Source organism: Desulfovibrio sp., assembly GCF_034006445.1.
GTDB lineage: Bacteria > Desulfobacterota > Desulfovibrionia > Desulfovibrionales > Desulfovibrionaceae > Desulfovibrio.
Window position 1 is genome coordinate 41,396 of sequence record NZ_JAVESS010000014.1, and the last position, 26,925, is coordinate 68,320.

Consider the following 26,925-nt stretch of genomic DNA (forward strand, 5'->3'; position numbering starts at 1 on the left):
CCCACATGAAGCTCAAGAGCATTCCCCGCAGGCTCGGCTACATTCTGGGCGCGCAATGGACGCGCGACCTGGCATGGACGGCCTTTACCATTTTGCTGGCCCGCCGCAGCCCCGACATCATGGGGCAAGTGGTTCTGGCCCTTACTTTTGGCTATCTGGTAAAAACCATTGCCGACGTTGGCCTCAATGATTTTCTGCTGTCCACCTTTGCCCGACGCGAAGGCCGCCCCCGCGCCCTGCTGGGCGAAGTAACCTGGCTCAAACTCACAGTGCTGGTGCTGGCCCTGGCCGTCACCTGGCTTGTCACCGGCTGGCAGAACTACAGCCCGGAACTGCGCCTTATCGTGCTGTGCATCGCCGCCGGGCTTGGCCTTGACGGCGTCAGCGACTCTTTTTTTGCGCTGTGCCAGGCCCGTGGCCGTCAGGATGTGGAAATGCGCATCCGCGTGCCTTCGGCGCTCATCGGCATCGGCTTCGGCATCACCTGCGTGGTCATGGGCGCGCCGCCCATCGTCATCGCGCTGTACAAGCCCATTGAATCCATCCTGTGCATCGTGTTCGCTCTTGCCGCCCTGGGCCGCAACCCCCTTGCGGGCGTGGGCCGTGAGGGCATGCTGGATCTTGCCCGCCAGATGAAGCACGGCCTCATCTTCACCTGCATGGCGGCCTGCGCCATGTTCTACAACAAGATCAACGTCATTTTTCTCAAGCAGTACGGCGGCAACGCCGATGTGGGCGGCTACGGCGTGGCCTGGGAAACCGTAGAGGGCCTGTCGGTTCTGGTGTCCAGCGCCCTGCTCGGCAAGGTCATCTTTCCGCTGCTGGCCAAGTTCTGGCAGCAGGACAAAGACGCCTTCCGTCAGCTTGCCGGACAGACGGCCCGCTCCCTGTGGGCGGCATCCCTGCCCGTCATCTTTCTTATCTGTGTGGAAAGCGACAGGTTTTTGCCCCTCGTTTACGGCCCCAGCTATGAAAGCGCGGTTCGCGCCCAACAACTGCTTACCCCCTGTCTGGCCACGGCCTTTCTGCACAATCTCGCCGCCTATGCCATGATCGGTATGCGCCGCCACCGCCTGCTGCTGCTCTTCTATGTCAGCGGGCTTTTGCTCAACATTGTCTGCTGTCTGACGCTTATCCCGGCCAATCCTTTGGATGGCGCGGCCCTTTCCCTGACCATTACCAAGGTATGGGTCGCCATCCTCACTGTAGGCTTTTTCCAGTGGACAACCCGGCCCATGAGCCCTGGGCAATGGCTGCTCATGCTGGGCACCGCAGCCTCAAGCGTGGCCCTTTGGTGGGGCGTCGGCACAGTCGCTCCGCGCGAGCTTGCAGAAGCTGCGGGCCTCATCCCCCTGCTGGCCCTGTTCTGGCGGTGGCGGCCCCCGGCGCCCTTTGAAAAACCCACGGACGAACCACCGCAGGCCGAAACCACGGGCACGCCGTAAGTCAACCCGCCAGAGCAGTGTACCGTAAAAAAAGGCATGCGCAGGGCTGCAGGAGCGTGACGCGCACCGCACGCTGCGCCACACCGGCACAACCGCTTTGGCAGTGGGCACTGCATCTGCCATTCGCCTCGCGCACCCAGGCAAAATGCTTAAATTTTTCGGGCAGCCAGGGCATTTTTTATCCGCAATCCCCCGCCTTGCATTGACGTGAGCCTCCGGCAGCGCGTACCCTGTAATTAGGCTCTTGCGCAAGAGTTAGAAACTTCAGGTGATTTCATGCCAAGTGATCATTTTCTACAACGCAGAAAACTTCTCAAGGGGCTGACCTCCGCTGGCGCTGCCGCCAGCCTGGCGCTGGCCGGGCCCAGGCCCAGCCAAGGCATGTCTTTGCGCTTGTCTTCCGACGGCGTTGACTGCTGCACCGTCATTGATGTGGACAAATGCACAGGCTGCGGGGCCTGCGTTGCAGCCTGCCGTGCCCGCAACCTTCCGCACCTGCCCGTGCCCAAGCAACCCATCCCCCAACCTGTGCCCTCCTGGGTTCCCATCAGCGACTGGTCAACGCGCCAGCACATAAACAACCGTCTGACGCCCTACAACTGGATATATATCCAGTCCTGCACCCTGCCCTCGGCTAACGGCGTTCACCGGGTTTTCATGCCCCGCCGATGCCTGCATTGCCTGAACCCGCAATGCGTGAGCCTGTGCCCTTCCGGCGCGGCCCGCCAAAGTCCTCAAGGTGCTGCCTACATTGATGAAAACATCTGTTTTGGCGACGGCCCCTGCCAGAGGGCCTGTCCCTGGCTGATTCCCCAGCGACAGTCAGGGGTCGGGCCGTACCTCAACTTTGCTCCCCGCTATAAGGGCTACGGCCTGATTTTCAAGTGCGACTTCTGCCATGAACTGCTGGCCCAGGGCCAGCCCCCTGCCTGTGTTGCCGCCTGTCCTGCCGGAGCCCAGAGCTTTGGCATCAGGGACGCGATGGTTGCCCACGCGCAGGAAATGGCCGAACAAAAAAAGGGCGAGCTTTTCGGGCTCAGGGAAAACGGCGGCACCAATACCATTTACGTTTCGACCATCCCCTTCCGTGATATCGAGGCCGCCATGCTGCAACAGGAACAGGTGAGCTTTGGCAGACCCAGCCTGCGCCCGGCCGGGGCCAGCATGGAAAAAGAAAACAGCCTTGTGGATATTGTACTGGCAGCACCTTTGGCGGGAGCGGCCCTGGCTTCGTTGCGGCTTTTGCGCGACAGAGCGAAGGGGCGAAAGTCATGATGCGGTCACAAAAAAAACCCACACAGCTGTTTTCAGGCATTTTCTGTTTTTTCTGGACAACAGCCCTCTTGACCGCCGTGTTTTCCGGGCTGTCGCATCTGCCCTTTGCCGTCCGTTACGGCCTCGTCCAGACGGACGCACGCACGACCATATGGCATTACTACGCGGCAGCCGTACTGCTCATGCTCGGCACATATGCCGTCATTATATGGTGGTGCGGAGGCAGAAGAGAGTTTTCCTTCACACGCTGCGGAGCCATCCGCACGGTTCTGCTGGTATTGCTGTCCCTCTCGGGCCTGGGCCTCATGCTGCACAACCTGCCCGATGTGGCCCTTTTTGGGAATGCTTACACGGCCATAAAGTTCTGCCACCTATACAGCGCCCTGCTGCTCGTGCCCATTCTTCTGATGCAGGGAGTGCTGTGGCTTGCCGGAAGACCCAGTTCACTGAAAGCCTGCACCACTGAAAAAGGGCGGCCTTCCGTATAACTGCCGCTGCGGCGCTGGAGCAGTTTTATTGGGGAAAACTTTGTGGGGGAGGGACCCTTTTGCAAAAGGGTCTCCTCCCCCACGCCCCCACCCCCCAAAACTCTTACCGTAAGTGCGCGCAACGCAATGCGGCGTGGAGCCTTCTGAAAATCGCTTTTTGCGCTGAATGGCAATCCCATCTGAAAATAAGCGTGTGGGAAGGACTCGTATGCATACGAGTTCCTCCCACACGCTCTAACAATTTTATGGTAGTTTGTAGGAAAGCACTGAGTAAAGAGCCTCCCGGAAACACCGTGAAGCAACGCCGCCAAACGGAATAAATCAGCGTTTCCCTAAGACCGGTAGTCCGAGTTCAGCGTAACGTACTCATGCCCAAGATCCGAGGCCTTGAAGCTGTATGAGCCATTGCCGTTGCCAAGTTCAATGTCCACCTGCACGTCCTTGCCCTTGAGCAGCTCGGCCAGCGCGTCTTCCTGGTCGTCATTCACCGGGCAGCCCTTCCGGAAGCGCTCAATGCCGCAAAGTTTCATGCTGACCTTGGCCGGGTCGAACTTTGCGCCGCTGTAACCCACCGCCGTCACGATACGCCCCCAGTTGGCGTCGCCGCCGTAAATGGCGGTCTTTACCAACTGCGAATGCCCCACGCTGCGGGCCACCAGTTCCGCGTCGGCATCATTGGCCGCGCCAGTCACCGTGATATGGATAACCTTGTGCGCGCCTTCGCCGTCCTTGACCAGCATGTAGGAGACCTGGGCCAGAATGGCGGTAAGCGCTTCTTCAAGCAGGCCCATATCCGCCGCGCTCGCGGCGGTCACGCCGGAAGCGCCGTTGGCAAGGCCAAGAATGGTGTCATTGGTGGAGGTATCGCCGTCAACGCTCACGCGGTTGAACGTCTTGCCGACCGCGCGCCCGAACATGGTCTGCCAGGGTTTGCGCTCCACCTGCGCGTCAGTGAGGGCGACGCAAAGCATGGTGGCCATATTGGGGCAGATCATGCCCGCGCCCTTGGCCATGACCGTCAGGCGCACCGTACCTCCCGTAAGCGTCACTTCGCGCGTGGCGAATTTGGGGAAGGCGTCGGTGGTCATAAAGGAGCGGGTAAAACCCTCGGCATCGCGCGTGCCCAGGCTTTTGACAAGCGCAGGCACGGCGTCAAGCCAGCGATCCATCCTGAGATGCGCGCCCACCACGCCGGTGGACAGCGGCAGAATCGCGTCGGCATCAAGGCCTGTCAGCCCGGCCACCATGGCCTGAGTCGCGCGGCAGTTGGCAAGCCCTTCATCGCCGGTGCAGGCATTGGCCTGACCTGCATTGGCAAGCACGGCGCGCGCCGTGCCCGAACGGGTCAAAATTTCCTGGCACACCAGTACCGGTGCGGCCTTGAAAAGATTCTGGGTAAACATGCCTGCCAGTACAGCGGGAGTGTCGGAAACAATAAGACCAAGGTCGTCCCGACCGGCTTTCTTGAACCCGGCTGCCGCGGCCCCTGCCCTGAACCCTTTTGGCAAATCGTTCTGCATGGCGCTCTCCTGAAAGTATGTCGTCCGCAGGTAGCACCCAGGCGCACAATGCCGGGCTTGCGGAAGCAAGGTACATGTTGAAAGCAATTTCACCCTGAAATTGCCCTGACGTCTGTGTTTGCAGACGCTCGCCCTGAAGGCAGTAGCGCAGGCGGCATGCCCAGGTACACGCAGATGCACGCCGATACACGCTGATACACGCCGATACGCGACAACGCGCGCGTGATGGCCGTGCCCAGGCAGTGGAACATGCAGGTTAACTGCACATCTGCTCAAGCGTGCAGAGGTGCAATGACCGCACGCTGTTGTGAGCATTTTTGCACTGAACATGCCCGTGATCAACGAGTTTATGGCGTTCGTCGCTGTTTTGGCATAAGGCGCTGCCCAAAACCAAGGGGAAGGAATCTCGCCTGTTCGCCAGATGTCCTTCCCCTGTCTTCATTTGCCATCGGGCGGCAAGGCCGCCCCTGGCATGAAGGGTAAGGGTCGGCGCATGCAAGCGCCGACCCTTCTGATGCCTATGTTCTGCTCTTCTGGATTTCGTCAGAAATGGCCTGGGGCACCTTTTCGTAATGGTCGAACTGCATGGTGAAGGTGGCGCGGCCCTGAGTGCGCGAACGCAGGTCAGTGGCATAGCCGAACATGGAAGACAGCGGCACCTGGGCGCGCACGCTCTGTGCGCCGCCAGCGCGGGCTTCCATGCTCTGCACGCGGCCACGGCGGCCGTTGAGGTCGCCCATGACGTCGCCGAGGTATTCTTCAGGCGTAACCACTTCCACGTCCATGATGGGCTCAAGCAGCACGGGGCCGGCCTTGTGCATGGCGTCCTTGATGGCCATGGAGCCAGCCACGTAGAAGGCCTGTTCCGAAGAGTCCACTTCATGGTAGGAACCGAAGACCAGCTTGACCTTCACGTCCACCACGGGGAAGCCGGCCATGACGCCAGACTTCAGGGCGTCATTGATGCCCTTGTCCACTGCGGGGATGTATTCCTTGGGAATAACGCCGCCGGTGATGCCGTTGATGAACTCATAGCCCTTGCCAGGGTTGGGCTCGACCTCGATGACGACGTGGCCGTACTGGCCGCGACCGCCGGACTGCTTGGCGTGCTTGAGGTCGGTCTTGGCGGGCTTGGAAATGGTTTCGCGGTAGGCGACCTGGGGCTTGCCCACGTTGGCGTTGACGCCGAATTCACGGGTCAGACGGTCAACGATGATTTCCAGATGCAGTTCGCCCATACCGGCGATGAGGGTCTGGTTGGTTTCTTCGTCGCCCTTGACGCGGAACGAGGGGTCTTCCTTGGCCAGCTTGTTGAGGGCGGCGGAAAGAGCGTCGCGGTCGGGCTTGGTCTTGGGCTCGATGGCCACTTCAATGACCGGCTCGGGAATGTTCAGCGATTCCAGAATGACCGGGCGCTTCTCGTCGCACAGGGTGTCGCCGGTGGAGGCGTTTTTAAGGCCCACCAGAGCCACGATGTCGCCAGCGCCAGCCCATTTCACGTCTTCACGCTTGTTGGCGTGCATCTTGAGGATGCGGCCGATGCGCTCGCGCTTGGTGGTGTTGGCGTTGTACACGGTCATGCCGGATTCAAGGAAGCCGGAATAAATACGGAAGAAGGACAGGTGACCGATGAAGGGGTCGGAGAAAAGCTTGAACACAAGACCGGCAAGGGGTTCCTTGTCGTTGCAGCTGCATTCGATGATTTCGTCTTCCTTGCCGGGCACGTGGCCGGGCATGGGCGGGATGTCCACGGGCGAAGGCAGGTATTCCACAACGGCGTCAAGCAGGGGCTGCACGCCCATGTTGCGGAAGGCCGAGCCACACATGACGGGCACGATGCTGCGGGCAATGGTGGCCTTGCGGATGCAGGACATGATTTCCTCTTCCGTCAGGTTTTCACCGCTCAGGTACTTCTCGAGCAGGACTTCGTCTTCTTCGGCGACGGCTTCCACCATTTCATGATGCTTTTCTTCGTAAAGTTCCATCATGTCGGCGGGCACGTCCTCAATGAGGAACTCGGCGCCCTTGGTGCTCTTGTCAAAGCGGATGGCCTTGCCGGTCACGAGGTCCACAACGCCTTCAAATTTGTCTTCAGCGCCGATGGGCAGCTGCAGGGGCACGGCCTTGGCGCCCAGGCGGTCGTGAATCATGCCCACGCAGCGGAAGAAGTTGGCGCCGATGCGGTCCATCTTGTTCACAAAGCAGATACGGGGCACGTGATAACGGTCGGCCTGACGCCACACGGTTTCAGACTGGGGCTCAACGCCGGCGACGGCGTCGAACACGCAGACAGCGCCGTCGAGCACGCGCAGGGAACGTTCAACTTCAATGGTGAAGTCCACGTGGCCGGGGGTGTCGATGATGTTGATGCGGCAGTCTTTCCAGAAGCAGGTGGTGGCAGCGGAGGTAATGGTGATGCCACGCTCCTGTTCCTGCTCCATCCAGTCCATGGTGGCCTGGCCTTCGTGCGTTTCACCAATCTTATGGTTAACGCCGGTATAAAATAGAATACGCTCGGTGGTGGTCGTTTTGCCGGCGTCAATATGAGCCATGATGCCGATATTGCGCTGTTTGTTTACAGGAACGGTGCGGGACACAGGGTTTTCCTCCATACTGCGGATGCGGTGTGGTGCAAAACCGACGCCGCTTCCTTACGGATGCGGCGTCGGGATACATTCATGAGAAAATCGGGACGGCCTCTTACCAGCGGTAATGTGAGAAGGCCTTGTTGGCATCAGCCATGCGGTGGGTATCTTCGCGTTTTTTCACCGCGCCACCGCGCCCATTGAAAGCATCCAGCAGTTCAGCGGAAAGCTTGGCGGTCATGCCTTTTTCTCCGCGGGAACGAGCGTAGTTGATAAGCCAGCGAATGGACAGGGAAACCTGGCGTTCGGGGCGCACTTCCATAGGCACCTGATACGTCGCGCCGCCAACACGGCGAGCCTTGACTTCCATGTGGGGCTTCACGTTATCCAGGGCCTTTTCAAAGGCGCGCATGGGATCTTCACTGGTCTTTTCGGCCAGGGTTTCCAAAGCGCTGTAGAAAATCTTTTCAGCGGCGCCCTTCTTGCCGTCATACATAAGCCGGTTCACGACCTTGGTGACGAGACGGCTGGAGTAAATCGGATCGGGCAGCACTTCCCTTTTGGGAACAGGACCTTTACGGGGCATGGGGTTTCTCCTTCATGCGGGTTTCGGCGTCACCAACCCCGCAACGCGCCGGCGCTCCGCAATAACGGGCAGCCTGGCACGCCGCATGGCGCACGCCGTACAAATGATAAAACCTTATTTGGGGCGCTTGGCGCCGTACTTGGAACGGCTCTTGCGACGATCGGCCACACCGGAGGTATCCAGGGTGCCGCGCACGATGTGGTAACGCACGCCGGGCAAGTCTTTTACACGGCCGCCACGGATGATGACGACAGAGTGTTCCTGAAGGTTGTGGCCTTCACCGGGGATGTAAGCCGTCACTTCAATGCCGTTGGTCAGGCGCACACGGGCGACCTTACGCAGAGCGGAGTTAGGCTTTTTAGGGGTGGTGGTGTAAACGCGGGTGCAAACGCCACGACGCTGCGGGCAGGCCTGCAGGGCGGGGGTCTTCTTGCGTTTCAGCACGGCCTTCCGCTCGATGCGGATAAGCTGGTTAATAGTGGGCATTCTTTCTCTCCATATTGGATATTACTCTGAACTAAAACCTTTAAGAGGACAGGTCATAGCCTGCCCGCCAAAAACTGTCAATAGCGTTCCGGCATTGGAAACGCCGGGCTTTTTTCTGACATGCCAGAAAAAAATATGTGTTCGCGGGCTGTTGCCGTCGCTCGACCTAATGCGGCATTGACCCTGAAAAAAAATGTATGACCAGCACTCCCGCCACAATGAGGCCAAGGCCAAGGCAGGCGGCCATGTCCAGCGTTTGTCCGAACAGGGCGAGGCCCAGGACGGAAACAAGAACAATGCCGATTCCGCTCCAGATGCCGTATGAGATGCCCATGGGCACAATTTTGAGCACCTGTGCCAGCAGATAAAAAGAAACGCCATAGCCGACCAGGGCGGCCGCCGAGGGCACGATGCGGCTCATGCCGTTGGACTGCTTGAGAAAGGCCGTGGCCAGCACCTCAAGCAGAATGGCGCTGCCCAGCTGCACGTAGGCTATGCTGGCGGGACTCATACTTTCCTCGTTCACGGGCAAGTTCTGCCATGCCCATGGTTACAACATGCTGACGATTCACGGTCTTTTTGCCAGAAACCTATCAGCGTCGAGAATGCGCATTCGCACAAAATTTCGCCACGCCCGTTCCGGCTCGCAGCAGCGCAAATAAACCTGGCAAATAAACCTTGCGCGGTGCGCTGCCTAAAAGACGCTGCTTCTGCCTGCCCCCGCCTCAGATCAGAAACCACTGCGCGCCACACTCTATCGCGACAAGAGTTTTAGGGGGTGGGGGCGTGGGGGAGGAGACCCTTTTTTAGAGCATTTAACCTTTAAAAAAGGTTAAATGCTCTAACGCTGCACGAGAGTGCGGCGCGCCACAACGTGGCGTGGATTCTGCCGCAAATCGCATTTTCGGCAGAATGACACCTTTGAAATGTAAAACATTTCAAAGGTAATCTGGTCTAAAGAGGGTCCCTCCCCCACAAAGCCTTTCCAACAGCACACTCCTGACGGCACAGACAGCCTGCGCGGCCGGGCGCGAAAAAGGGATTTTCATCCTGCCTGCCGCAAAGCGTGCGGAAGGCAAGGTTGAAAACCCCTTTTTTACAGCGCGGTACGCTGTCGCTCTTATTCCTCGTTCAAAGCCTCGGCAAAACGCGCGCGCAGCGCGATCATCTTGGCCTTGGCGTCCAGCAGTTTTCCGGCGCGTTCACGTTCACGTTCCACCACGTCGGCGGGCGCGCGGCTCACAAAGCTTTCATTGCTGAGCTTCATGTTGACGCCCACAACGTCTTTTTCGAGCTTGGCCAGTTCCTTGTCCAGACGGGCCAGCTCGCCATTGAGGTCCACCGCGCCGCGCAGGGGCACAATGACCTGGCAGCCTTCGACCACGGCAGAGGCCGAAGCCTTGGGCGCGGACACGTCAACGCCCACGGTGAGCTCTTCCAGGCGGGCCAGGGTCAGCATGAGGTCGCGGTTTTCTTCCAGCAGGGTCTGCTGGTCGGCATCCACGGGATGCAGCATGAGGCTGACGCGGTGCGAGGGGCTGATGCCAAGTTCCGCCTTGATGGTGCGCACGGCCACGATGATGCCCTGAACTAGCTCCATGCTCGCGGCCTCGGTGGGACGCACGCAGGCCGGGCGCATGGCCGGGTACAGTTCGCGGGCGAGATCCGTGGGCTTTTCACCGGAGGATACGGGCAGAGCTGCCCAGATTTCGGCGGTGACAAAGGGCATGATGGGATGCAGCAGCAGCAGGGTTTCGCGCAGCGCCACCCACAGCACATACTGTGCGGCGGCCTTGCGCTGTTCGTCTTCGCTGTACATGTCGGGCTTGATCAGTTCGAGGTACCAGTCGCAGAACTCGTTCCACAAGAACTTGTAACCAAGCTGGGCCGCATCGTTGAAGCGGTACTCGGTAAGGGCCAGATCCATTTCCTGCTTGACCGTCTCAAGCCTGTGCAGCAGCCACTGATGGTGCAAGCCCTGAATGCTGCCAAGATCCACGGGGGCCGGGGCCTCTTCGGGCAGGTTCATGAGGGCGAAGCGCGCCGCGTTCCAGAGCTTGTTGACAAAATGGCGGTAGCCTTCGATGCGCTCTTCGGAAAGGCGGATGTCGCGGCCCATGGCGGCAAAGGCCGTAAGGGTGAAGCGCAGGGAGTCACAGCCGTATTTGTCGATCATTTCCAGAGGATTGATGACGTTACCTGTGGACTTGGACATCTTGCGGCCGGAGGCGTCGCGCACCAGGGCGTGCAGATACACGTCGGCAAAGGGCGGCTTGCCCATAAAATGGATGCCCATCATCATCATGCGGGCCACCCAGAAGAACAGGATGTCAAAGCCCGTCACCAGCACGGATGTGGGATACCAGCGGTGCAGTTCCTTGGTGTCTTCGGGCCAGCCCATGGTGGAGAAAGGCCAGAGCGCGGAGGAGAACCAGGTGTCCAGCACGTCCTCGTCCTGCTTGAGGCTGGCGCTGCCGCAGTGGGGGCAGACGTCCGGGGCTTCTTCGGCCACAATAAGCTGGCCGCAGGCCTCGCAGGTCCAGGCGGGGATGCGGTGCCCCCACCAGATCTGACGGCTGATGCACCAGTCGCGGATATTGTCCAGCCAGTGATAGTAGGTCTTGAGCCAGTTTTCGGGCAAAATGCGGGTCATGTCGGGCACGGCGTCGCGCGCGGCGGGGGCCATCTTGGTGGCGGCCACAAACCACTGGGTGGACACGTGCGGCTCCACCACCGTATGGCAGCGGTAGCAGTGGCCCACGGCGTGATCCAGCTCTTCAATGCCCACAAGCTGACCGGCGGCTTCAATGTCGGCCACGATTTTTTCGCGGCAGGCTTCCTTGGTCAGGCCTTCATAAATTCCGGCCTCGGCCTTCATGATGCCGTTTTCGTCAATGGCCTGGATAAAGAGCAGATCGTGCTTTTTGCCGAGCATCCAGTCGTTGTGGTCGTGGCTGGGCGTCACCTTGAGCGCGCCTGTGCCGAACTCGCGGTCCACATAGGCGTCGGCGATGATGGGAATCTCGCGCCCGAGCACCGGCACAAGGGCCGTCTTGCCTATCATGTCGGCATAGCGCTCGTCTTCGGGATGCACACAGATAGCAGTGTCGCCGGGGATGGTTTCAGGGCGCGTGGTGGCGATGACGATGGAGCCGGAGCCGTCCTTGAGAAGGTAGCGCACCTTCCAGAGCTTGCCCCTGCTCTGCTCGTGCTCCACTTCGTCGTCGGCCAGGGCCGTGTGACAACGGGAGCACCAGTTGATGATATAGTCGCCCTTGTAAATGAGGTCTTCATTGTAGAGCTGCACAAAAACCTTGCGCACGGCGGCGGAAAGGCCTTCGTCCATGGTGAAGCGCAGGCGCGACCAGTCCACCGAAGCGCCGAGGGCGCGGATCTGATCAAGAATGCGATGGCCGTAATCTTCGCGCCATTCCCACACTCGCTCGATAAAGGCTTCGCGCCCCAGGTCCTTGCGGCCCTTGCCTTCCTTGCCCAGAGCGCGCTCAACCACGTTCTGCGTGGCAATGCCCGCATGGTCGGTGCCGGGCACCCATAGCACGTTTTTGCCCTTCTGGCGGGCATGGCGGCAGAGCACGTCGATGAGCGTGACGTTGAGGGCGTGGCCGATGTGCAGCGCGCCGGTGACGTTGGGCGGCGGAATGACTATGGAATAAGGTTCGCCAGGGGCGTCCGGGTCAGGCGTGAAGGTCTTGTCTTCTTCCCAGTGTTTGCACCACCGGGCTTCCACGTCATGGGGCTCATAGCCCTTGGGGAGGGTATCCGCCATCTTGCATTCTCCGTAAAAGGCGGCAATAGTGCAGCACTATGCATGCTGCTCAGCCAATCTGTATTTTATGGGATTCGTCCCACATCTGGGGCCTCATGGCCTGGCGCGCTGTGCGCGCCATGGGACTGCCCTGCCGCCTGGTTAAGGGTCAAGAGATAGCTCAAGGCATCCTTTTAGGCAAGCCGCAGCGTTTTCACGCTTCCGGCGAGGCCCAACAGGTTGCCGCCACAGACAAAAATGCGGCAGACCGCGCCGCCCTGCTGCTGGTTCCCGGCGGCAACGCCCGCCTCAAGGCGGCCGGACTGGGTGAAGCGGGAAGGGCCGCCGTGCGCCAGTGGATGCACGCTGGCGGCAACTATCTGGGCTTCTGCGGCGGGGCCGGACTGGCCCTGAGCCATGCCGCGCCCACGGAGGGGCTGGGCATCTGCCCCTGGTCGCGCGCCGGATACCCCGAAAGACTGCACCACCTTATTTCCGGCCATGCGCGTGTGCGCATGCGTGAGGGCGACGAATTTTCCTTTTGCCCGCCAGCGCGCGGCGCGGCGGAAGGCGCGGGCGGTGCGGACGGCAAGGGCCGCCCGGCGGATGGCCCCGCAGGCGGCGTGCGCAGCCCAAATGACGCAGGCGGCGCACAGGCGAACCCCCGTACAGCGGGCGACGCTGCACGTCAGCGCCGCGCCAGTGCGGCGGCCACAGCCGAAAAATCCGGCCAATGCCCAAGCCCGCGCCAGAGCCTGCCGCAGCAGGACGCCCCCGGCGGCCCCAGCCTGCCCGTATGGTGGCCGGGACGCTTTGCCGCCGAAGACAACACGCCCGTGCGCGTTCTGGCGGCCTACGACGCGCCCGACGCCGATTTCTGGCTGGCCGATCTGCCCTTGCAGAGCGTGCCGCCCTACATATTCGACCAGTGGCAGGCGCTGTACGGCGTCAACCTGTCGGCGGACTTTCTCAAGGGCCAGCCCCTTGTGGTCAGCGGCGACTACGGCCAGGGCCACTATGTGCTGAGCTATTCCCATCTGGAGACCCCGCACAGCCCGGACGCCAACGCATGGCTGGCCCAACTGCTGCACCAGCTTACCGGGCTTGCGCCGTCCCGCGCCGACGTGCCCCTGTGGCAGTTGCGCCATCCCTGCCACGCCTGGCCGGAAGACAGCGGCCCGCTGCTGGCGGCCCTGCGCCACATGCGCGGCCTGCTGGACCTGGCCGTCGAGCACCATCTCTTTTTTGCCCGCACCCACTGGCTGTGGGGCTGGCGCGCGGGCCTGCCCGGCGCTGCCTGCAACAATCTGCACGCGGCCCTGTGCACGGCTGCCAGCCTTGCGCCCTCGCCCGCCGCTCTGGCCTACTGGCGGGAAGTGGAGCCGCACTTCAGCAAATTGGCCGATCTGTTCGCCGCCGGGGCCGAAGGCTATTTTCTGGCCTGCCGACTTGCCGAAACCCTCCATCCCACACTGCCGGACGCCGTGGACAGACGCGGTCTGGACAACCAGCGGCAGGCGCTTTTCGGCCATCCCATGAGCGGCGGCGGATTGATGGAAGAACTGCTGGACATCACGGAAGAACTGATTTTTCTGTCGCAGGACGCGATCCCGTGCGACCTCCGCTAGAGCATATAGCACTTGAAATGCTCGCGTACGGCAGGCAAAAGCCCGCCTACTCGCATTTCGTGGCAAGGATTTTCAGAAAAATCCTTGCAGAGCATTTAACTCATTTCATTCGTAAACTGCTCTAGGGCGGCGGCAGCTTCTGCGCGGGCCATGCCTCTGCCCTGTCCTCGCATACCTGTCGTGGGCGATACAACGCGAACAGGGCCGATGGCATACGCTCATGCATGGCATACGCTCATGCGCAAAACTCCTCAGACCCACAAACCCACGGCGTGAACATGCTGGCATTTGATCTTGACCGCATCGGCTATCTTGACGCATTCGCCCTGCAAGAGCGTGTACTGGCATGGGTACAGGCTGGCGGGGACGACGTTCTGCTGGTGCTTGAGCACCCGCCCACTGTGAGCATTGGCAAGAATTCCGGCGCGGAAAACGTGCCCCCCCACCTGGAATCCCTGTGTAAGGGCCATGTGGACGTGGTGCAGAGCACCAGAGGCGGCAACGTGACCTGCCATTTCCCCGGTCAGCTGGTGGCCTATCCCCTCATTGACCTGAAAAAGCGCTCCGGCGGCATCCGCGCCTATGTGCACGACCTTGAGGAGGCCGCCATCCGCATGCTGGCGCATTTTGGCGTCACCGCCGCCCGGCGCGAGGGCTTCCCCGGCGTGTGGACAGACGGCAGAAAGATCGCCTCCCTGGGCATTGCCGTAAAAAAATACGTGACCATGCACGGCCTGGCCCTTAACGTGGCCGAAGACCTCTCCCTTTTCAACTTTGTCACGCCCTGCGGACTGGACGGCGTTGTCGCCACTTCCATTGCCAGAGAATCCGCGCAGGCCGCGCCGTCCATGGACGCGGTCAAACGGGCCTTTATCAGGGAGTTTCACGCCGTTTTTCAGCCCGTTGCCGGGGAACCGCCCGTCATGCAGGGGCGCGACAGTCTTATGACCCTGCTTCACAGTGTATAAAGGACAAAAAACGTGAACAAAACCACCGCCACCCCCTCTTGCGGCGACGGCGCGCAAAAGCCCCTGCGCATGCCCCCCTGGCTGCGCCGCCCCCTGGCCTCTGACAAGCGCTTTTTCACCACCACCGGCCTTGTGGACGACCTGGGCCTTTTCACCGTGTGCAAGGCCGCCAACTGCCCCAACAGGCAGGAGTGTTACTCTGCGGGCACGGCCACCTTTCTGATCCTGGGTGAAACGTGTACGCGCAACTGCCGCTTCTGCAACATCCATCCGGGGCAGACCACAGCGCCCAGCCCTGACGAACCGGAGCGCGTGGCCAAGGCGGCCCAGACCCTCGGCCTCAGGCACATCGTCATAACCTCGGTCACGCGGGACGACCTGGAAGACGGCGGAGCCGCGCATTTTGCCCGCACCATTGCCGCAGTCAGAAGCGCCCTGCCCGCAAGCAGCATCGAGGTGCTCATTCCCGATTTTCAGGGGGATGAAGCCGCCCTGCGCACGGTCATGGCCGCCGCGCCCGACATCATCAATCACAATGTGGAAACGCATCCGGCCCTCTACAGCCGCGTGCGCCCCCAGGCCCGCTATGAACAGAGCCTGGAACTGCTGCGCCGCGTACACGCTGCGGGCGGCGTGGCCAAGAGCGGCCTTATGGTGGGCCTCGGCGAAACCGACGATCAGGTGCGCCAGGTGGTGGACGATCTGCACGCCGCGGGCTGTTCCATCATCACCATCGGCCAGTACCTGCCGCCCAGCAAGGAACACCACCCCCTCGACCGCTACGTGACCCCGGAACAGTTTGATGCCTACGCCGCGTACGGAAAATCCCTGGGCATCAAGCATGTGTTTTCCGCCCCGCTGGTGCGCAGCAGCTATCAGGCAGGCAGCTTTATGTAGTTTGTGGGGAGGAAATTTTTTTGGGGGGGAGTGTTTTGTGGGAAAATGCTTTGTGGGGGAGGGACCCTTTTGTAAAGGGGTCTCCTCCCCCACGCCCCCTCCCCCCAAAACGTTTATTTTAGGGCAATTTCACTTTGAAATTGCCCCGATGGCTGCTGGAGCAGGCTCAGGCGCAGGCCCTCACCGGGGAATTGACATTTTGCGCCAAGGGAATATGTTTTGACGAACGGGGATGGAGTTCCCCTTGAACCGCGTTTGCTGATAACTCCTGCCACTGCTTCGGCGTCGGTAGGTATTTTTTGCGATAACCACGCCCAAGGGTGTGGTTATTTTTTTTGAAGGAGCGCCCGTATATGCTGAAATCCGTCATTGCCATAAGCCTGGGGGCGTCGGCCGGCTCTGTTCTGCGCTGGGGGCTGGGACTCATGCTCAATGCGCTGTTTCCTCCAATCCCCATGGGTACGCTTGCGGCCAACCTCATCGGCGGCTACTGCGTTGGCCTTGCCGTCAGCTTTTTTGACTTTTTTCCGGCCCTGCCTCCGGAATGGCGACTCTTGTGCATTACCGGATTTCTGGGCGGACTCACGACATTTTCCACATTTTCCGCTGAAGTGACCGCTCTTTTGCAGCAGCAGCGCCTTTTCATGGCAGTGGGCGCCATCGGGCTGCACGTTTTCGGCTCCCTGCTCATGACGCTTCTGGGCATCGCCACGTTTTCCCTGTTCAAAAATCTACATATTTAGAGCATTTACACTTTTTCAAAGTTAATCTGCTCTAGGAGGTCGTCATGCACGGCTACCAATTGACGTTTTTCACGCAGCAAAACCGCCTTCACGGCGCGCTCACCATTGCCGAATGGCTTACTGCAGAAGCCAAAAAACTTGGCATCAGCGGCGTAACCGTAACCGCAGCGCAAAGCGGCTATGGCCGCGACGGCAAATTGCATTCCGCCCACTTTTTCGAACTTGCCGAGCAGCCTGTGGAAGTCACAATGGCTGTCGCCGCCGAAAAATCAGACCTGCTCTTTGCAAACATTGCCGCAGAGCGCCTCAAGATTTTTTATGTGAAGACGCCCATTGAATTCGGCGTAACCGGTGAAGAATAGCGACGCTCACGCCGGGGGAATCACGCCATTGCTTTGCGGCGCACTGCGCACGGCATCTTTTACTTTGGCGTCAAAACAAATCCTGATGCCCGGCACGGCCTTGCGTCCGTACCGGGCATCCTCAGAACTGATAAAACAGCGCTGTCCTTATTTCACCGTCACCACAGTGGAAGCTGCCAGCGTCTCCTTGGTAAGTTCCTGACCAAGGCCGGGCAGTTCCGGCACGGAATACATGCCCTTTTCCGGCATATAGTTGTGTACGCAGGTGCTGGTATTGGGTTCCAGCAGGGCATACCGGTGCAGTTCGTGAATCATGAAGTTGGGTATGGCCGCCTCCATATGCAGGGCCGCCGCCGTGGAAATGGGGCCGCCGCAAACGTGGATCTGCACCGTCACATCGTAAATGTGGGCCATGTCGCAAATCTTTTTCACTTCTGAAACGCCGCCGCAGGTGCAGATATCCGGCTGAATGACGCTCAGTGAGCCGTCTTCAAGAAAAGGTCTGTAGCCCCAACGCCAGTAGATGCGCTCGCCTGCCGCCAGGGGAATGGCCACATTGTCCGAAATTTTCTTCATCTGCTTGGGGTTCAGGGGCATGGTCGGCTCTTCATAGTAAAGTACGCCCAGTTCCTCGATCATACGGCCGAACTGGATCGCCGAAGTGGTCGACGTGAAGGAATGCATTTCAACTATGATGTCCACATCCGGGCCAATGGCCTTGCGCATGGCCGCCAGCCTGTCGTATCCCCTGCGCAGGATGCGGTCGGGCAGAACGCCCTGAAGATCCTGCTGGTTCCACCTGCCCTCGCCGTCCATGGCGATGACGTCCACCTTGATGGCGTCGTACCCTTCAGCCTTGGCGATCAGCGCGGCTTCGGCGTACTGTTCCGGTTCAACCAGCATGGCCTTGTCCTTGCCGTCGCCCCAGCCAAACTGGAGCTGGCTGGCATAGGTGCGTATCTTGTCGCGCGTTTTACCGCCAAGAAGCTGGTACAGGGGCACGTTGAGCGCTTTGCCCTTGATGTCCCACAACGCTATGTCTATGCCGCTCATGGCTGCCGAAAAAATGCCGCCGCCGCCCTGCCCCCAGAACGTCTTGCGCAGCATTTTTTCCCAGATGGCTTCACTGCGCATGGGGTCCATGCCCAGAAGTATCCCTGCCAGATCCCTGGCCACGCCGAAACCGCCGGAGGCGCCCACGCCGTAGGCCAGCCCCACCTCGCCGTATCCGCTGATGCCCTCGTCTGTATTGATCCGTACAACCACCGGACGCCATTTGCTGGTGGCGGACTGAAAATCATTGGCAACGTCAATAATATCAATGCTTGTAATCTTCATATGCGTCTCCTGTGAACATGCTTAATACTTTTGCAGGGCAAGAATGCCCGCCGCCACCGTTGCCGCTGCGCCTGTGAAGACGAGGCAGAGCAGCCCGCCGCCGTAGTGGCCGGTGGTAGAGATGAAGAAGCCGATCATGGCGGGGGCCAGTGAGGCCAGGCCATTGGCCAGACCGTTCATGATGCCCGAAGCCGTGGACATTGAAGAAGAAGGAATGATGCCCTGAAGCAGGGTCCAGGCCACGGGCGTGCCCATGGTGCAGAAAGCCACGGCCAGGGCCAGCAGCACGGCGGACAGATACTTGTGCTCCGTGGAGGCCCCAAAGTACACGCAGATGCCCGCGAAAAACATGGCAGCCATGAGAATGGGCGCGCTTCTGCCCACCTTGTCGGCCAGAACGCCGCTGAATACCTTGAATATTATGGAAAGCACGAACGGCAGCGATGCCAGCCAGCCCATTTCCTGCCAGCTGAAGTTTCTGGCTGTCTTGAGGTAACTCGGCAGCCAGGTGATGAGTCCCCAGTACATGCACTGCAGGCAAAGGTACCAGAACACCAGCAGCCAGTAGCGGTAGTTGCCCACAAAGCCGCTCAGACGTGTTTTAAGCGGGATGACTTCGGCCTTGGGGCCGGGCGTTTCCTGCCCATCTTCAATCAGGGAAAGTTCGGCCGCGTTGATGCTCTTGTGTTGCCGGGGCGTGTCAGCGGTGTGCCGCCAAAGGAGGTAAAGCGGGATCAAGCCCAAGACCAGGCACACCCAGAAATTCGAGCGCCAGCCGAACCCGGCGATCAGGTAGGCGAAAAACGGCATGGCTATGGCCGGAGCAACAGACTGGCCCACAACCCAGGCGGCATTGGCCCGGCCTCGTTCCTGCTTTGGAAACCAGTTTTTTACAAACACGCTTTGCAGCGGGTAGTACACGCCCTCGCCAATGCCGAGCAGCACCCTGCTGGCGATGATCAGCGTGAAGGTGGAGGCAATGCCGCCCATAAACAGCGACACTGTCCACAGCCCTATACAAAACATCATGGATTTGCGCGGGCCGAGATAGTCTCCAAGGGGCGACAGCACCACGTTGGCCACACCGTACGCCGCCAGAAACACTGACATCATCATGCCGATCTGTACCGGAATGCCCTTGATGCCCATCTCAACCAAAAAGGGATCATTGGCGGCCAGCACCGAAACATTGACTCTGTCCAAATAAGCTATAAATATACCAATGAACAAACAAAAAACAATGACAAAACGTTTTTTTGTAGGTATTTCCTGCTGTGACGCGCTATGTAAGCCAGGCATCACTTCTGTGTTCATGGTTCTTCTCCCTCTGAGAATTTGCTAGTTGCTAATGCGCATCAATTTTTCTTCTAGCTGAAGAATGGAACTCCCTTTTACATAGACATTGTGAAGCATGCCGGCTTAACTTCCTTGAAATATGTCTTAGTATGCACTCTACGGACTATGCTGATACTGGTAAAATTGTTTTTACTTCTCGATTGATAACTTCAGCTTATCAATCGTCAAAAAACAAGAGGAAAATCAATGCAAATGACTTTGCGCCAGATTGAGGCTTTTCTCATGGTGGCTGACATGCGCAGTTTTACTGCTGCGGGAACAGCGCTTCATATCACCCAGAGCGCGGTCAGCAATCTCATCAAGGAGCTGGAAGGACAGGTGGGAGTGCCGCTTTTTGACAGAACGTCACGTTTTGTCTCCCTGTCGCCAGATGGCCGGGAATTTTACGGGCTGGCCCAAAAGGCCTTTCATGAATTTCTGCTGATGGAAAAATATGCGGGCGACCTCTGCAGCCTGCGCGCCGGGCGCGTGCGCATCGTGGGCGCGCCGCTTATTGCCTGCACCTTGCTGCCGCTGCTGCTGGCGCACTTCACACGGGCGCAGCCCAATATCCGCGTGGAGCTGGTGGACCAGCCCATGGCGCAGGTGCAGTCAAGCATACAGCAGGGAGATGCCGAAGTAGGCTTTGGCCCGGCCCGCCATCCGGAAGCAGGAATAACCGCGCAGCATTTCTTTTCCACGCCGGTGAGCATGCTCTCGCGGCCTGACCACCCCCTGGCTGGCCGCAAGAGCACCTGGGCCGAGGTCAAAAAAGTGCCTATCGTCGCTGTGGGCAGGGAATCCGTCGGGTATATCGCAGCGGACGTGGGGCCGCAGCCGCCTTTTCTCATCGGCCATGTGGTCAACCAGATGCCCACGGCTTTTGCCCTTGCCGCTGCGGGCTGCGGTGTGGCTCTTGCCGGGCGCTTTTCACTGCTGCTGGCCCGGGGGTACGGGCTTACGGCCACCCTGCTGCACGAACCAGTTTTACAGCGCAAAATGCTGATGTACACTCCCGCGCTTCGCAAGCTTTCTGACGCGGCGCGGGCCTTTGTCAGCTTTGCCAAGGCCTTTGTGCGCGCCCACGACCCCAACACCCTGGATTCCGACAGCATTGTCGCCCTGGCTCCCGCACCGGATGCCAACGCGGACGGCCTCGACCGTTAGAGCAGTTCACGAATGAAATGAGTTAAATGCTCTGCAAGGATTTTTCTGAAAATCCTTGCCACGAAATGCGAGTAGGCAGGCTTTTGCCTGCCGTACGCGAGCATTTCAAGTGTTAAATGCTCTAGGACGTTCTCACCATAAACCTCTCCGGGATGCGCCCGTCCTGACCCCGCATTGCCGCCCGGATTGACGCCGTATTGACGCCCGCCGGGGCCACGGCTGCCGCCAGCCAGCTCTTCCTGATGCGGGCCGGGCCTGTTTCATCCCGTCAAAGGGCTGCAAACAAAGAATGTCCGGCTTGCCGGACATTCCTTGCAGAAACTCTGCGTCTCTTTGTATGCGTACCGAGCGCGTAATGCCAAGCTGACAGCCCGCCGCGCACGTCGCATGCGTATTCTCAAAAGATATCTGGGTCTGGCCTAAAGCATGCCCATGGCGTGGAACAACCACACAAAGCCCGTGAGGGTCAGAATGCTCACGCCGTTGGTCACCACGGCGGTGAGGGCAGCCTCTTCAGGCACGGCGCTGTAAACCTCGGCAATGACGCTGACCAGCAGGGCCGTCGCCGTAGCGCTGATAAGCACGGGAATGACCAGCCACAGCCCAGTGATGCCCATGACGTGCAGGATGCCCCAGCACAACAGGGGATGCAGCACCAGCTTGCAGAAGATGAACCACACCTGCCGCAGCGCCATTCCGCCATGCGAGCGGCGGGTAGCAAGAGCAAGCTTTTGCCGCAGGTCAAGCCCCAGAGCCAGCAGCATGCAGGGTGCGGCCGTATAGCCCACAAGGCTTATGGCGCGATCCAGGGGTTCCCACAGGCCCAATCGTGACATGGAGAGCACCGCGCCCGCCAGGGTGGCCAGCAGCAGGGGATTGCCCAGAATGAAGATGCGCACCAGACTGCCGGCAAAACTCAGCGGGTTGCCGCCTTTCCAGGCCAGAGAACCGGCCAGGATGTCAAGCCTGGCCTGCGCCAGAATAATGACGACATTGGGCGTGAGGATGGCGAGGCCCGCCACCAGCATGGCTTCGGTGTTGCCGGGCCAGAGGTTGGACACAATGGGCAGGCCCACAAAGGCCGCGTTGCAGGCCGAGCAGGAAAACCCGCTGATGACGGCGGGGCCGATGCCCCGGCGGCTGAACAGCTTGTCTCCCATGTACCCAAGCACATAGACGACCATCTGCGACCCGATGAGGCCCAGCCAGAAGCCGCCTCTGGACAAATCTTCGGGGCGTGCCCCGGCCAGCAGGTGCAAAATGAGCAGCGGCAGGGCCACCTTGAGCACGTAGACGCCAAGCACTGGCCCGGCGTTTTCGGGTAAAACGTCGCGCGCCCTCAGCAGCGCTCCGAAGGCAATGACGCAAAATACGGGGATAACAGCAAAAAGTGCATGAAACATATCAACTCTCAACCATGCAATACGGTAATTTTTTGGGGTAGATCCATGCGGAATCTGCCCTGGCGTCGCATCTGGCAGACGCCAGCCACAAGGCGGCGGCACAAACATGGCTGTGCCGCTCCACGGCGAAACAAGGCATTCAGCCCTCAGGGCCGATGAACTTCGGGCATATCCATTCTCAAGGGTTACGCTACGTCACAGTCTGCGTGTGCAAGAAGGCGGCACAACCGCCCGCATCCGCAACGCGGCTGTCATGCTCCCCCAGGACAATTCCGTCAAGGGCGCGAGCAGACCCTGCTGGCCATGGCTCAAACTGCGTGTACGCCTTTGCTGCGGGCGGCCATGCACGCGGCCGGCAGAGCAATTTCAGAGTAAAAATGCTCCAGGCTGTCCTTCGGGGCGGCCGCGCCTCATGTTTCCACAGGTACGCCGCCGCACGCAGGGCCAGCATGCTCTTCAAGCCGTGCCCTGTCCAGCCAGCCACAAAAACGTCACAATGTCCGGCTGGCGTAAGTACGCCCCCGGCCGTGGCACACGGCAAAACCCCCGATCCTGACGACCGGGGGTTTGCAGTGTTGCTGTCCGGCATACACCGGCAGCGCAAAAAACGGTTGGCGTCCTATTTTTTGTCAGTCTTGCCAGCGGGCTTGTCGGCAGGGGCAGCGGGTTTTTCCGCAGCCTTGTCGGCGGGCTTGTCGGCGGGCTTGGACGCTTCGGCGGCAGGAGCGGCAGCGGCGTCGCCCTCGGGGGCCACGGGCTTGAATTCCACCTTCTGCTTGTTCATGGCCGCGATGATGTCAGCGGTCACGTCAGTCTTGGGGTCAAAAGAAGCCGCCGCTTCGGAACTGATGATAAGGGCATAGCCCTTTTCAGTGCGGTACGCATTGACGATGCGCTGCATGGTGTCATACAGCACGTTGACCACGTTCTGCTGTTCCACCTGCATACGCTGCTGCGACATCATATAGACGGTCTGCAGTTCTTTCTGGGCGTCGGCGTCACTGCCGTTCTTTTCAAGGCGTCCCTGAATGGCGTTCAGCTGTTCCTGCATGTCGGCCTGAAGGGCTTCAAGGTGTTTCACCCCGGCCTTTCCGGCTTCGCTGTCACGCATGATGCGCGTCATATCCACGACCGCCAGCTTGGACTGGGACGTGCCTTCGCCCTGTTGGCAGGCTATAAGCATCAGACTCAGCAGCAGGGCCAGCGGCATAAAATAACGGATTCGCATGGTGATGGATACTCCTCATCAGAATTGCCGTGTTACGCTGAACAGCCCGCACGGCGGTGTTGCCAAAGGTGTACGTTGTTTTTACAGCCACCTCAACCGTTTTTTCCCAACCAATCCCCGTTGGTGCATAAATTTCGGCGCAAGGCGTTTTCTCCTGGCGCATGGCGGCACCGCCCCCCCCGCTGCCCTATTGCAGTGCGGCGTAGTGCCCCTTCATGCGCGCCACCTTGGCCACATAGGCGCGTGTTTCGGCCACAGGCAGGCGGCGGGTGAGGTCTTCATACAGTTCTTCGGCGGTCATGGCGTTGATGGCCTCCAGAGCTTCTTCATTGCTTTTGCCATAGAGCCGCAGAAAACGGTTGGGCCCCATGTTGTACGCCGCCACCGCGCAGTATTCGCGGGCGCGCGGGTCATACACCCCGGCAAAGTACCGTGTGAGCAGGATATGAAGATAGGTGGTTCCGTAGCGGATGTTGACTTCCGGCACGCTGAGTTCGTCAAAACTGATGTCGCCCGTATGTCCATACAGATACTTGTGCACTTCGCCGCTGGCGGTATCCGGCAGTATCTGCATGAGTCCCATGGCCGACTTGTTGCTCACAAGGGTGGTTGAAAAGGAACTTTCGCTGTGAATGATGGCATATACCAGTTCGGTGCTGATATTATACCGCCTGGCAAAATTTTCCACCAGCTGCTGGTAGCGCACGGCCCTGGCTGGCAGGCTGCCGTAAGTCAGGTTGTCGTCGTCCGCCAGCGCGCCGTCTTTTTCCGTCCGTCCCGGACGCGCCCTGCCGTCCGCCCGCGGAATAAAGGGACTGTAGCCCTCCAGCAGGGTTTCGGCGGCGAGCCAGCGCAGGGGCAGGCCCCTGGCGTCCAGAGCGTCGCCATACTGCGGCGGCTGCACGGCCAGAAGAAAGGGCATGGAGAATCCGTCCAGCGCAAGCAGGGGGGCAAGCTGAACCAGGGAGTCCTGACCTTTGGCAAAAAGCCCGTCTGGCTCCATCCCTGCGGGCAGGGGCGACCCGGCCGTGGCGACCGTGGCCACTGCGGGCGAAACCGCGCGGCGCAACGCCCACAGGCGCGAGCCGTCGCCGCGCGAAACAATGGGAGCGGGCATATCCTCAGGCCGCAGGCTGATCACCAGAGGGCTCGCCCGGCGGCGCACCTCATACCCTTCCCTCTGCGGCACAAAGCCTGCCAAAAGCCCCAGGAGCAGCAACGCGCCGCCGAGGCAAGAGGCTATGATGAGAAGGGTTCTGCGGGGCTTCATGAGTGTTCCTGTGCTCTGTGGGTCTTGCCCTTGGCTTTTGGCATGACGGTTAGGACGGCTTTGGCGCGCGCCTTGCGCGGCACCGCGTCTGAACCTTGCCATGCCCGGTATTTTTCCGGCGCGTTGTCTGCGTTGACCGCCGTATGATCTGCCGCGCGAACTGCCGCATGATCTGCCGCATGATCTGCAGCGCGAACTGCCGCATGAACTGCATTGTCCGGCGCGTTGTCATCCGTTTTGTCCGGCGGGCGTCATTGCCTACGCGGACATAAAGACATTGCGGGCCGCATTTAACCAGATGCAAATTTACTGCCACTCAAAAAAATAGACCGGATTTCAAGCAGGTTAAAAAACATTCTGAAAATCCTGTCCTGGAAAGGTCAAAATAATGAATGCCGTTGACCTGACGGTCGTTCAGGAATATGATTATTAGTCTGCGGCAAGTTCTGACTTTTTTGTCTACAGGACTGCGGGCCATAAAAGCAGACCTGCCTTCCAGCAAAAAACATCCTGGCGGCTGTGGCATGAAAGGCCGCAGCCTTTTATATTTTTCCAGGGCGGCCATGCCCGCCCTGCGGAAAACGGAGTACGCGGTGGCACAGCACACCAAAGAAGATATCCGCGAAGAAATCATTCGACTTCTGAAATATGCCCCGCCAGAAATGCGCATGGCCGTTCTTGCGCTGTTGCCCGCCACCAAACGGACTCTCAATCAGGGCTACAGGCCCACCATGCGCGGCACGCCGCTGCGCAGTTGGCGCTGTTTGCTGCACCTGCTGTCTTCCGTGGCGTCCATGCAAAGCGATACGGAAATGCTGCTGCGTGTTTCCAGCGACCTGCTCGCCATAGCCGACCGTATGGCCCCTCCCGGCGAAGTGTTGCGCCAGAGCGCCGAAATTCTTGTGCATGCCATGCATGCGGAGCTGTACGTCTGCCGTCTGCGCAACAGCAAGGGCGAGTGGGTGGCGCGCTCGGCCAACCATGTGCGCGGAAAGTCCATCCCCATCGTGGCCCCCATGCTGGAAGAAAGCCTGCGTGAACACCCGGTCATGAACGCCATTCTGCAACGCCACACGCGCTACGTTGTTTCCAACAACCTCCAGGCCCTTGAAAGGGGCGGCGACTCCTTTGACTGCATCATCTATAAGGAGGGCTACCGCTCGCGCCTGGCCTTTGTGCTGCGTGAGCGCAACGACAAGCCCCCCTTTGGCCTTGTCATGCTGTACACCACAAGGGAGTACGGCTTTGAGAATTTTGACGAGCGTTTTCTCGGCAAGTGCGCGCGCCTTGTATCCCTCACCGTGGGCCGCCGCATAGCCGTTGCCCGCGACACCCTGGAAAAAGCCGCCGGAGCCATGGCCCACTATGGCAATAACGCCCTCAACATCATGCGCAACCAGGCGGAATACTGCGGTGAGCTTGTGGAGGATATCGACGCCAACCAGGCCCGCGCCCTGCGCCTTGCGCGGGAACTGATGGCGGAGTTTCCCGATGATACGCGCGGCCGCATGCTGGCCGTTGAACTGGAGAGCGCTCTCGCTCACGCCGACCTCACAGAACTCGCCGGGCATCTTGGCGGCGTGCTGGAAGGCACACGGCGCATGACCCGCATCATCAATTCACTGAAAAAATCCGTGGAGCGTCCGCGTCTCATGCATTACGCCCTGGGGCATGACGTGCTGCGTCTGGAAGACGATTTGCCAAGGGAGGATTAGCATGCGCCTTACGGGCATCTTTCCTTTTCTCACTACGCTTAAAGCATATACGCCCCTCGATTTCAGGGCGGACCTCATGGCCGCCATCACCGTTACGCCCATGGCCGTTCCTCAGGCCATGGCCTACGCCATCATCGCGGGAGTGCATCCACAATACGGCATATACGCCTGCATGCTGCCCGTGGTCCTTGCGGCACTGTGGGGTTCTTCGCGTTTCATGGCCGCCGGGCCCACCAACGCCATCTCCATGGTGATTTTTTCCACCATGGCTACGGTGAGCGTGGGCGGCGTACACATCCTCAACCTGCCCGAAGAAGTGCGCATGACCTATATTTTCGGTCTCGCGCTCTTTTGCGGCCTCATACAGGTGGGCATGGGCCTGGCGCGGCTGGGCGACCTTGCCAACTTCATTTCCCACTCCGTCATGGTGGCCTTTACCACGGGCGCGGCCCTGCTTATCGGCATGGGACAGCTCAAGACGGTTCTTGGCATACCCGGCCCCAAGAAAGCGGGCTTTTTTCACCAGATATTCGACGTGCTGCACGGCTTGCCGCAGGCCAACTTCTGGTGTGTGGGGCTGGCGGCCCTGACCATAGTGCTGGCCATAAGCTTCAAGCGCGTCTCCCGCCGCTTTCCCGCCTCGCTGGCCGCTCTGGCCGTTGTCACGGCCATTGCCTGGTATTTCAAGGTGGACCAGTACGGCGTCCGCCTTGTGGGAAT

The 26,925-nt window shown here is 60.0% G+C and carries 22 protein-coding genes and 1 riboswitch; of the genes, 11 read left to right on the forward strand and 11 right to left on the reverse strand.

Features of this window, described 5'->3' with window-relative positions; genetic code table 11:
- Window positions 1–5 precede the first annotated feature (5 nt).
- The 3 genes from RBR41_RS10965 (at window position 6) to RBR41_RS10975 (ending at window position 3,208) form a co-directional block, all read left to right on the forward strand.
- Window positions 6–1,445, forward strand: coding sequence for an oligosaccharide flippase family protein (locus RBR41_RS10965; RefSeq protein WP_320352634.1), 1,440 nt, complete (start codon window positions 6–8; stop codon window positions 1,443–1,445).
- A gap of 276 nt (window positions 1,446–1,721) precedes the next feature.
- On the forward strand, window positions 1,722–2,720 hold the full coding sequence (locus RBR41_RS10970) for a 4Fe-4S dicluster domain-containing protein (protein ID WP_320352635.1): 999 nt from the start codon (window positions 1,722–1,724) through the stop codon (window positions 2,718–2,720).
- Window positions 2,717–3,208, forward strand: coding sequence for a FeS-binding protein (locus RBR41_RS10975; protein ID WP_320352636.1), 492 nt, complete (start codon window positions 2,717–2,719; stop codon window positions 3,206–3,208). Before RBR41_RS10970 ends, RBR41_RS10975 begins: the two co-directional genes overlap by 4 nt.
- Before the next feature lie 332 nt (window positions 3,209–3,540).
- On the opposite strand, the gene argJ is transcribed toward RBR41_RS10975, so the two are convergent.
- The 6 genes from argJ to RBR41_RS11005 all read right to left on the reverse strand — a co-directional run bounded on the left by argJ (window position 3,541) and on the right by RBR41_RS11005 (window position 12,172).
- The gene (gene argJ / locus RBR41_RS10980; RefSeq protein ID WP_320352637.1) at window positions 3,541–4,728 is read right to left on the reverse strand and encodes a bifunctional glutamate N-acetyltransferase/amino-acid acetyltransferase ArgJ; all 1,188 of its coding nucleotides are present in this window, start codon (window positions 4,726–4,728) and stop codon (window positions 3,541–3,543) included.
- A gap of 518 nt (window positions 4,729–5,246) precedes the next feature.
- Window positions 5,247–7,325 carry an elongation factor G gene (gene fusA, locus RBR41_RS10985; protein ID WP_320352638.1) on the reverse strand — a complete coding sequence of 693 codons (2,079 nt, stop codon included), beginning with the start codon at window positions 7,323–7,325 and terminating at the stop codon, window positions 5,247–5,249.
- A gap of 103 nt (window positions 7,326–7,428) precedes the next feature.
- Entirely contained in the window at window positions 7,429–7,899 is a 471-nt protein-coding gene (gene rpsG / locus RBR41_RS10990; RefSeq protein WP_179980039.1) for a 30S ribosomal protein S7, read from the reverse strand.
- 114 nt (window positions 7,900–8,013) lie between these two features.
- Window positions 8,014–8,385, reverse strand: coding sequence for a 30S ribosomal protein S12 (gene rpsL / locus RBR41_RS10995; RefSeq protein WP_012625691.1), 372 nt, complete (start codon window positions 8,383–8,385; stop codon window positions 8,014–8,016).
- 166 nt (window positions 8,386–8,551) lie between these two features.
- Window positions 8,552–8,896: an SMR family transporter gene (locus RBR41_RS11000; protein WP_320352639.1), complete on the reverse strand. Its 345-nt coding sequence runs from the start codon at window positions 8,894–8,896 to the stop codon at window positions 8,552–8,554.
- Between the two features lie 609 nt (window positions 8,897–9,505).
- Window positions 9,506–12,172, reverse strand: a complete 2,667-nt coding sequence (locus RBR41_RS11005; protein WP_320352640.1) for a valine--tRNA ligase — start codon at window positions 12,170–12,172, stop codon at window positions 9,506–9,508.
- A 38-nt stretch (window positions 12,173–12,210) separates the two neighbouring features.
- Between RBR41_RS11005 and RBR41_RS11010 the strand changes: the two genes are divergently transcribed.
- The 5 genes from RBR41_RS11010 (at window position 12,211) to RBR41_RS11030 (ending at window position 16,749) form a co-directional block, all read left to right on the forward strand.
- Window positions 12,211–13,779: a BPL-N domain-containing protein gene (locus RBR41_RS11010; protein WP_320352642.1), complete on the forward strand. Its 1,569-nt coding sequence runs from the start codon at window positions 12,211–12,213 to the stop codon at window positions 13,777–13,779.
- A 278-nt stretch (window positions 13,780–14,057) separates the two neighbouring features.
- Entirely contained in the window at window positions 14,058–14,747 is a 690-nt protein-coding gene (lipB, locus tag RBR41_RS11015; protein ID WP_320352643.1) for a lipoyl(octanoyl) transferase LipB, read from the forward strand.
- A gap of 12 nt (window positions 14,748–14,759) precedes the next feature.
- The gene (gene lipA, locus RBR41_RS11020) at window positions 14,760–15,644 is read left to right on the forward strand and encodes a lipoyl synthase (RefSeq protein ID WP_320352644.1); all 885 of its coding nucleotides are present in this window, start codon (window positions 14,760–14,762) and stop codon (window positions 15,642–15,644) included.
- 219 nt (window positions 15,645–15,863) lie between these two features.
- Window positions 15,864–15,922, forward strand: a riboswitch (Fluoride riboswitch).
- A gap of 75 nt (window positions 15,923–15,997) precedes the next feature.
- Window positions 15,998–16,387 (forward strand): fluoride efflux transporter CrcB, encoded by a 390-nt coding sequence (crcB, locus tag RBR41_RS11025; protein WP_320352645.1) that lies wholly within the window; start codon window positions 15,998–16,000, stop codon window positions 16,385–16,387.
- Between the two features lie 44 nt (window positions 16,388–16,431).
- Window positions 16,432–16,749, forward strand: a complete 318-nt coding sequence (locus RBR41_RS11030; protein WP_320352647.1) for a DUF190 domain-containing protein — start codon at window positions 16,432–16,434, stop codon at window positions 16,747–16,749.
- A 147-nt stretch (window positions 16,750–16,896) separates the two neighbouring features.
- On the opposite strand, the gene RBR41_RS11035 is transcribed toward RBR41_RS11030, so the two are convergent.
- Window positions 16,897–18,087 (reverse strand): mandelate racemase/muconate lactonizing enzyme family protein, encoded by a 1,191-nt coding sequence (locus RBR41_RS11035; RefSeq protein ID WP_320352648.1) that lies wholly within the window; start codon window positions 18,085–18,087, stop codon window positions 16,897–16,899.
- A 21-nt stretch (window positions 18,088–18,108) separates the two neighbouring features.
- Entirely contained in the window at window positions 18,109–19,401 is a 1,293-nt protein-coding gene (locus RBR41_RS11040; protein ID WP_320352649.1) for an MFS transporter, read from the reverse strand.
- Between the two features lie 228 nt (window positions 19,402–19,629).
- Between RBR41_RS11040 and RBR41_RS11045 the strand changes: the two genes are divergently transcribed.
- Window positions 19,630–20,589: a LysR family transcriptional regulator gene (locus tag RBR41_RS11045; protein ID WP_320352651.1), complete on the forward strand. Its 960-nt coding sequence runs from the start codon at window positions 19,630–19,632 to the stop codon at window positions 20,587–20,589.
- A gap of 419 nt (window positions 20,590–21,008) precedes the next feature.
- Here the strand turns inward: RBR41_RS11045 and RBR41_RS11050 are convergent, their stop codons facing one another.
- The 3 genes from RBR41_RS11050 to RBR41_RS11060 all read right to left on the reverse strand — a co-directional run bounded on the left by RBR41_RS11050 (window position 21,009) and on the right by RBR41_RS11060 (window position 24,490).
- Complete coding sequence (locus RBR41_RS11050; RefSeq protein WP_179980046.1) at window positions 21,009–21,992, reverse strand: AEC family transporter; 984 nt, start codon at window positions 21,990–21,992, stop codon at window positions 21,009–21,011.
- Window positions 21,993–22,611: 619 nt separating this feature from the next.
- Window positions 22,612–23,220, reverse strand: a complete 609-nt coding sequence (locus tag RBR41_RS11055) for an OmpH family outer membrane protein (RefSeq protein WP_320352652.1) — start codon at window positions 23,218–23,220, stop codon at window positions 22,612–22,614.
- 187 nt (window positions 23,221–23,407) lie between these two features.
- A complete protein-coding gene (locus RBR41_RS11060; RefSeq protein ID WP_320352653.1) occupies window positions 23,408–24,490 on the reverse strand; it encodes a transglycosylase SLT domain-containing protein in 1,083 nt (360 codons plus the stop codon).
- A gap of 524 nt (window positions 24,491–25,014) precedes the next feature.
- On the opposite strand from RBR41_RS11060, the gene RBR41_RS11065 reads away from it, so the two are divergent.
- Window positions 25,015–26,205, forward strand: coding sequence for a hypothetical protein (locus RBR41_RS11065; RefSeq protein ID WP_320352654.1), 1,191 nt, complete (start codon window positions 25,015–25,017; stop codon window positions 26,203–26,205).
- A gap of 1 nt (window position 26,206) precedes the next feature.
- Window positions 26,207–26,925, forward strand: a 719-nt coding sequence (locus RBR41_RS11070; protein ID WP_320352655.1) for a SulP family inorganic anion transporter, incomplete at its 3' end; no start/stop codon positions are given.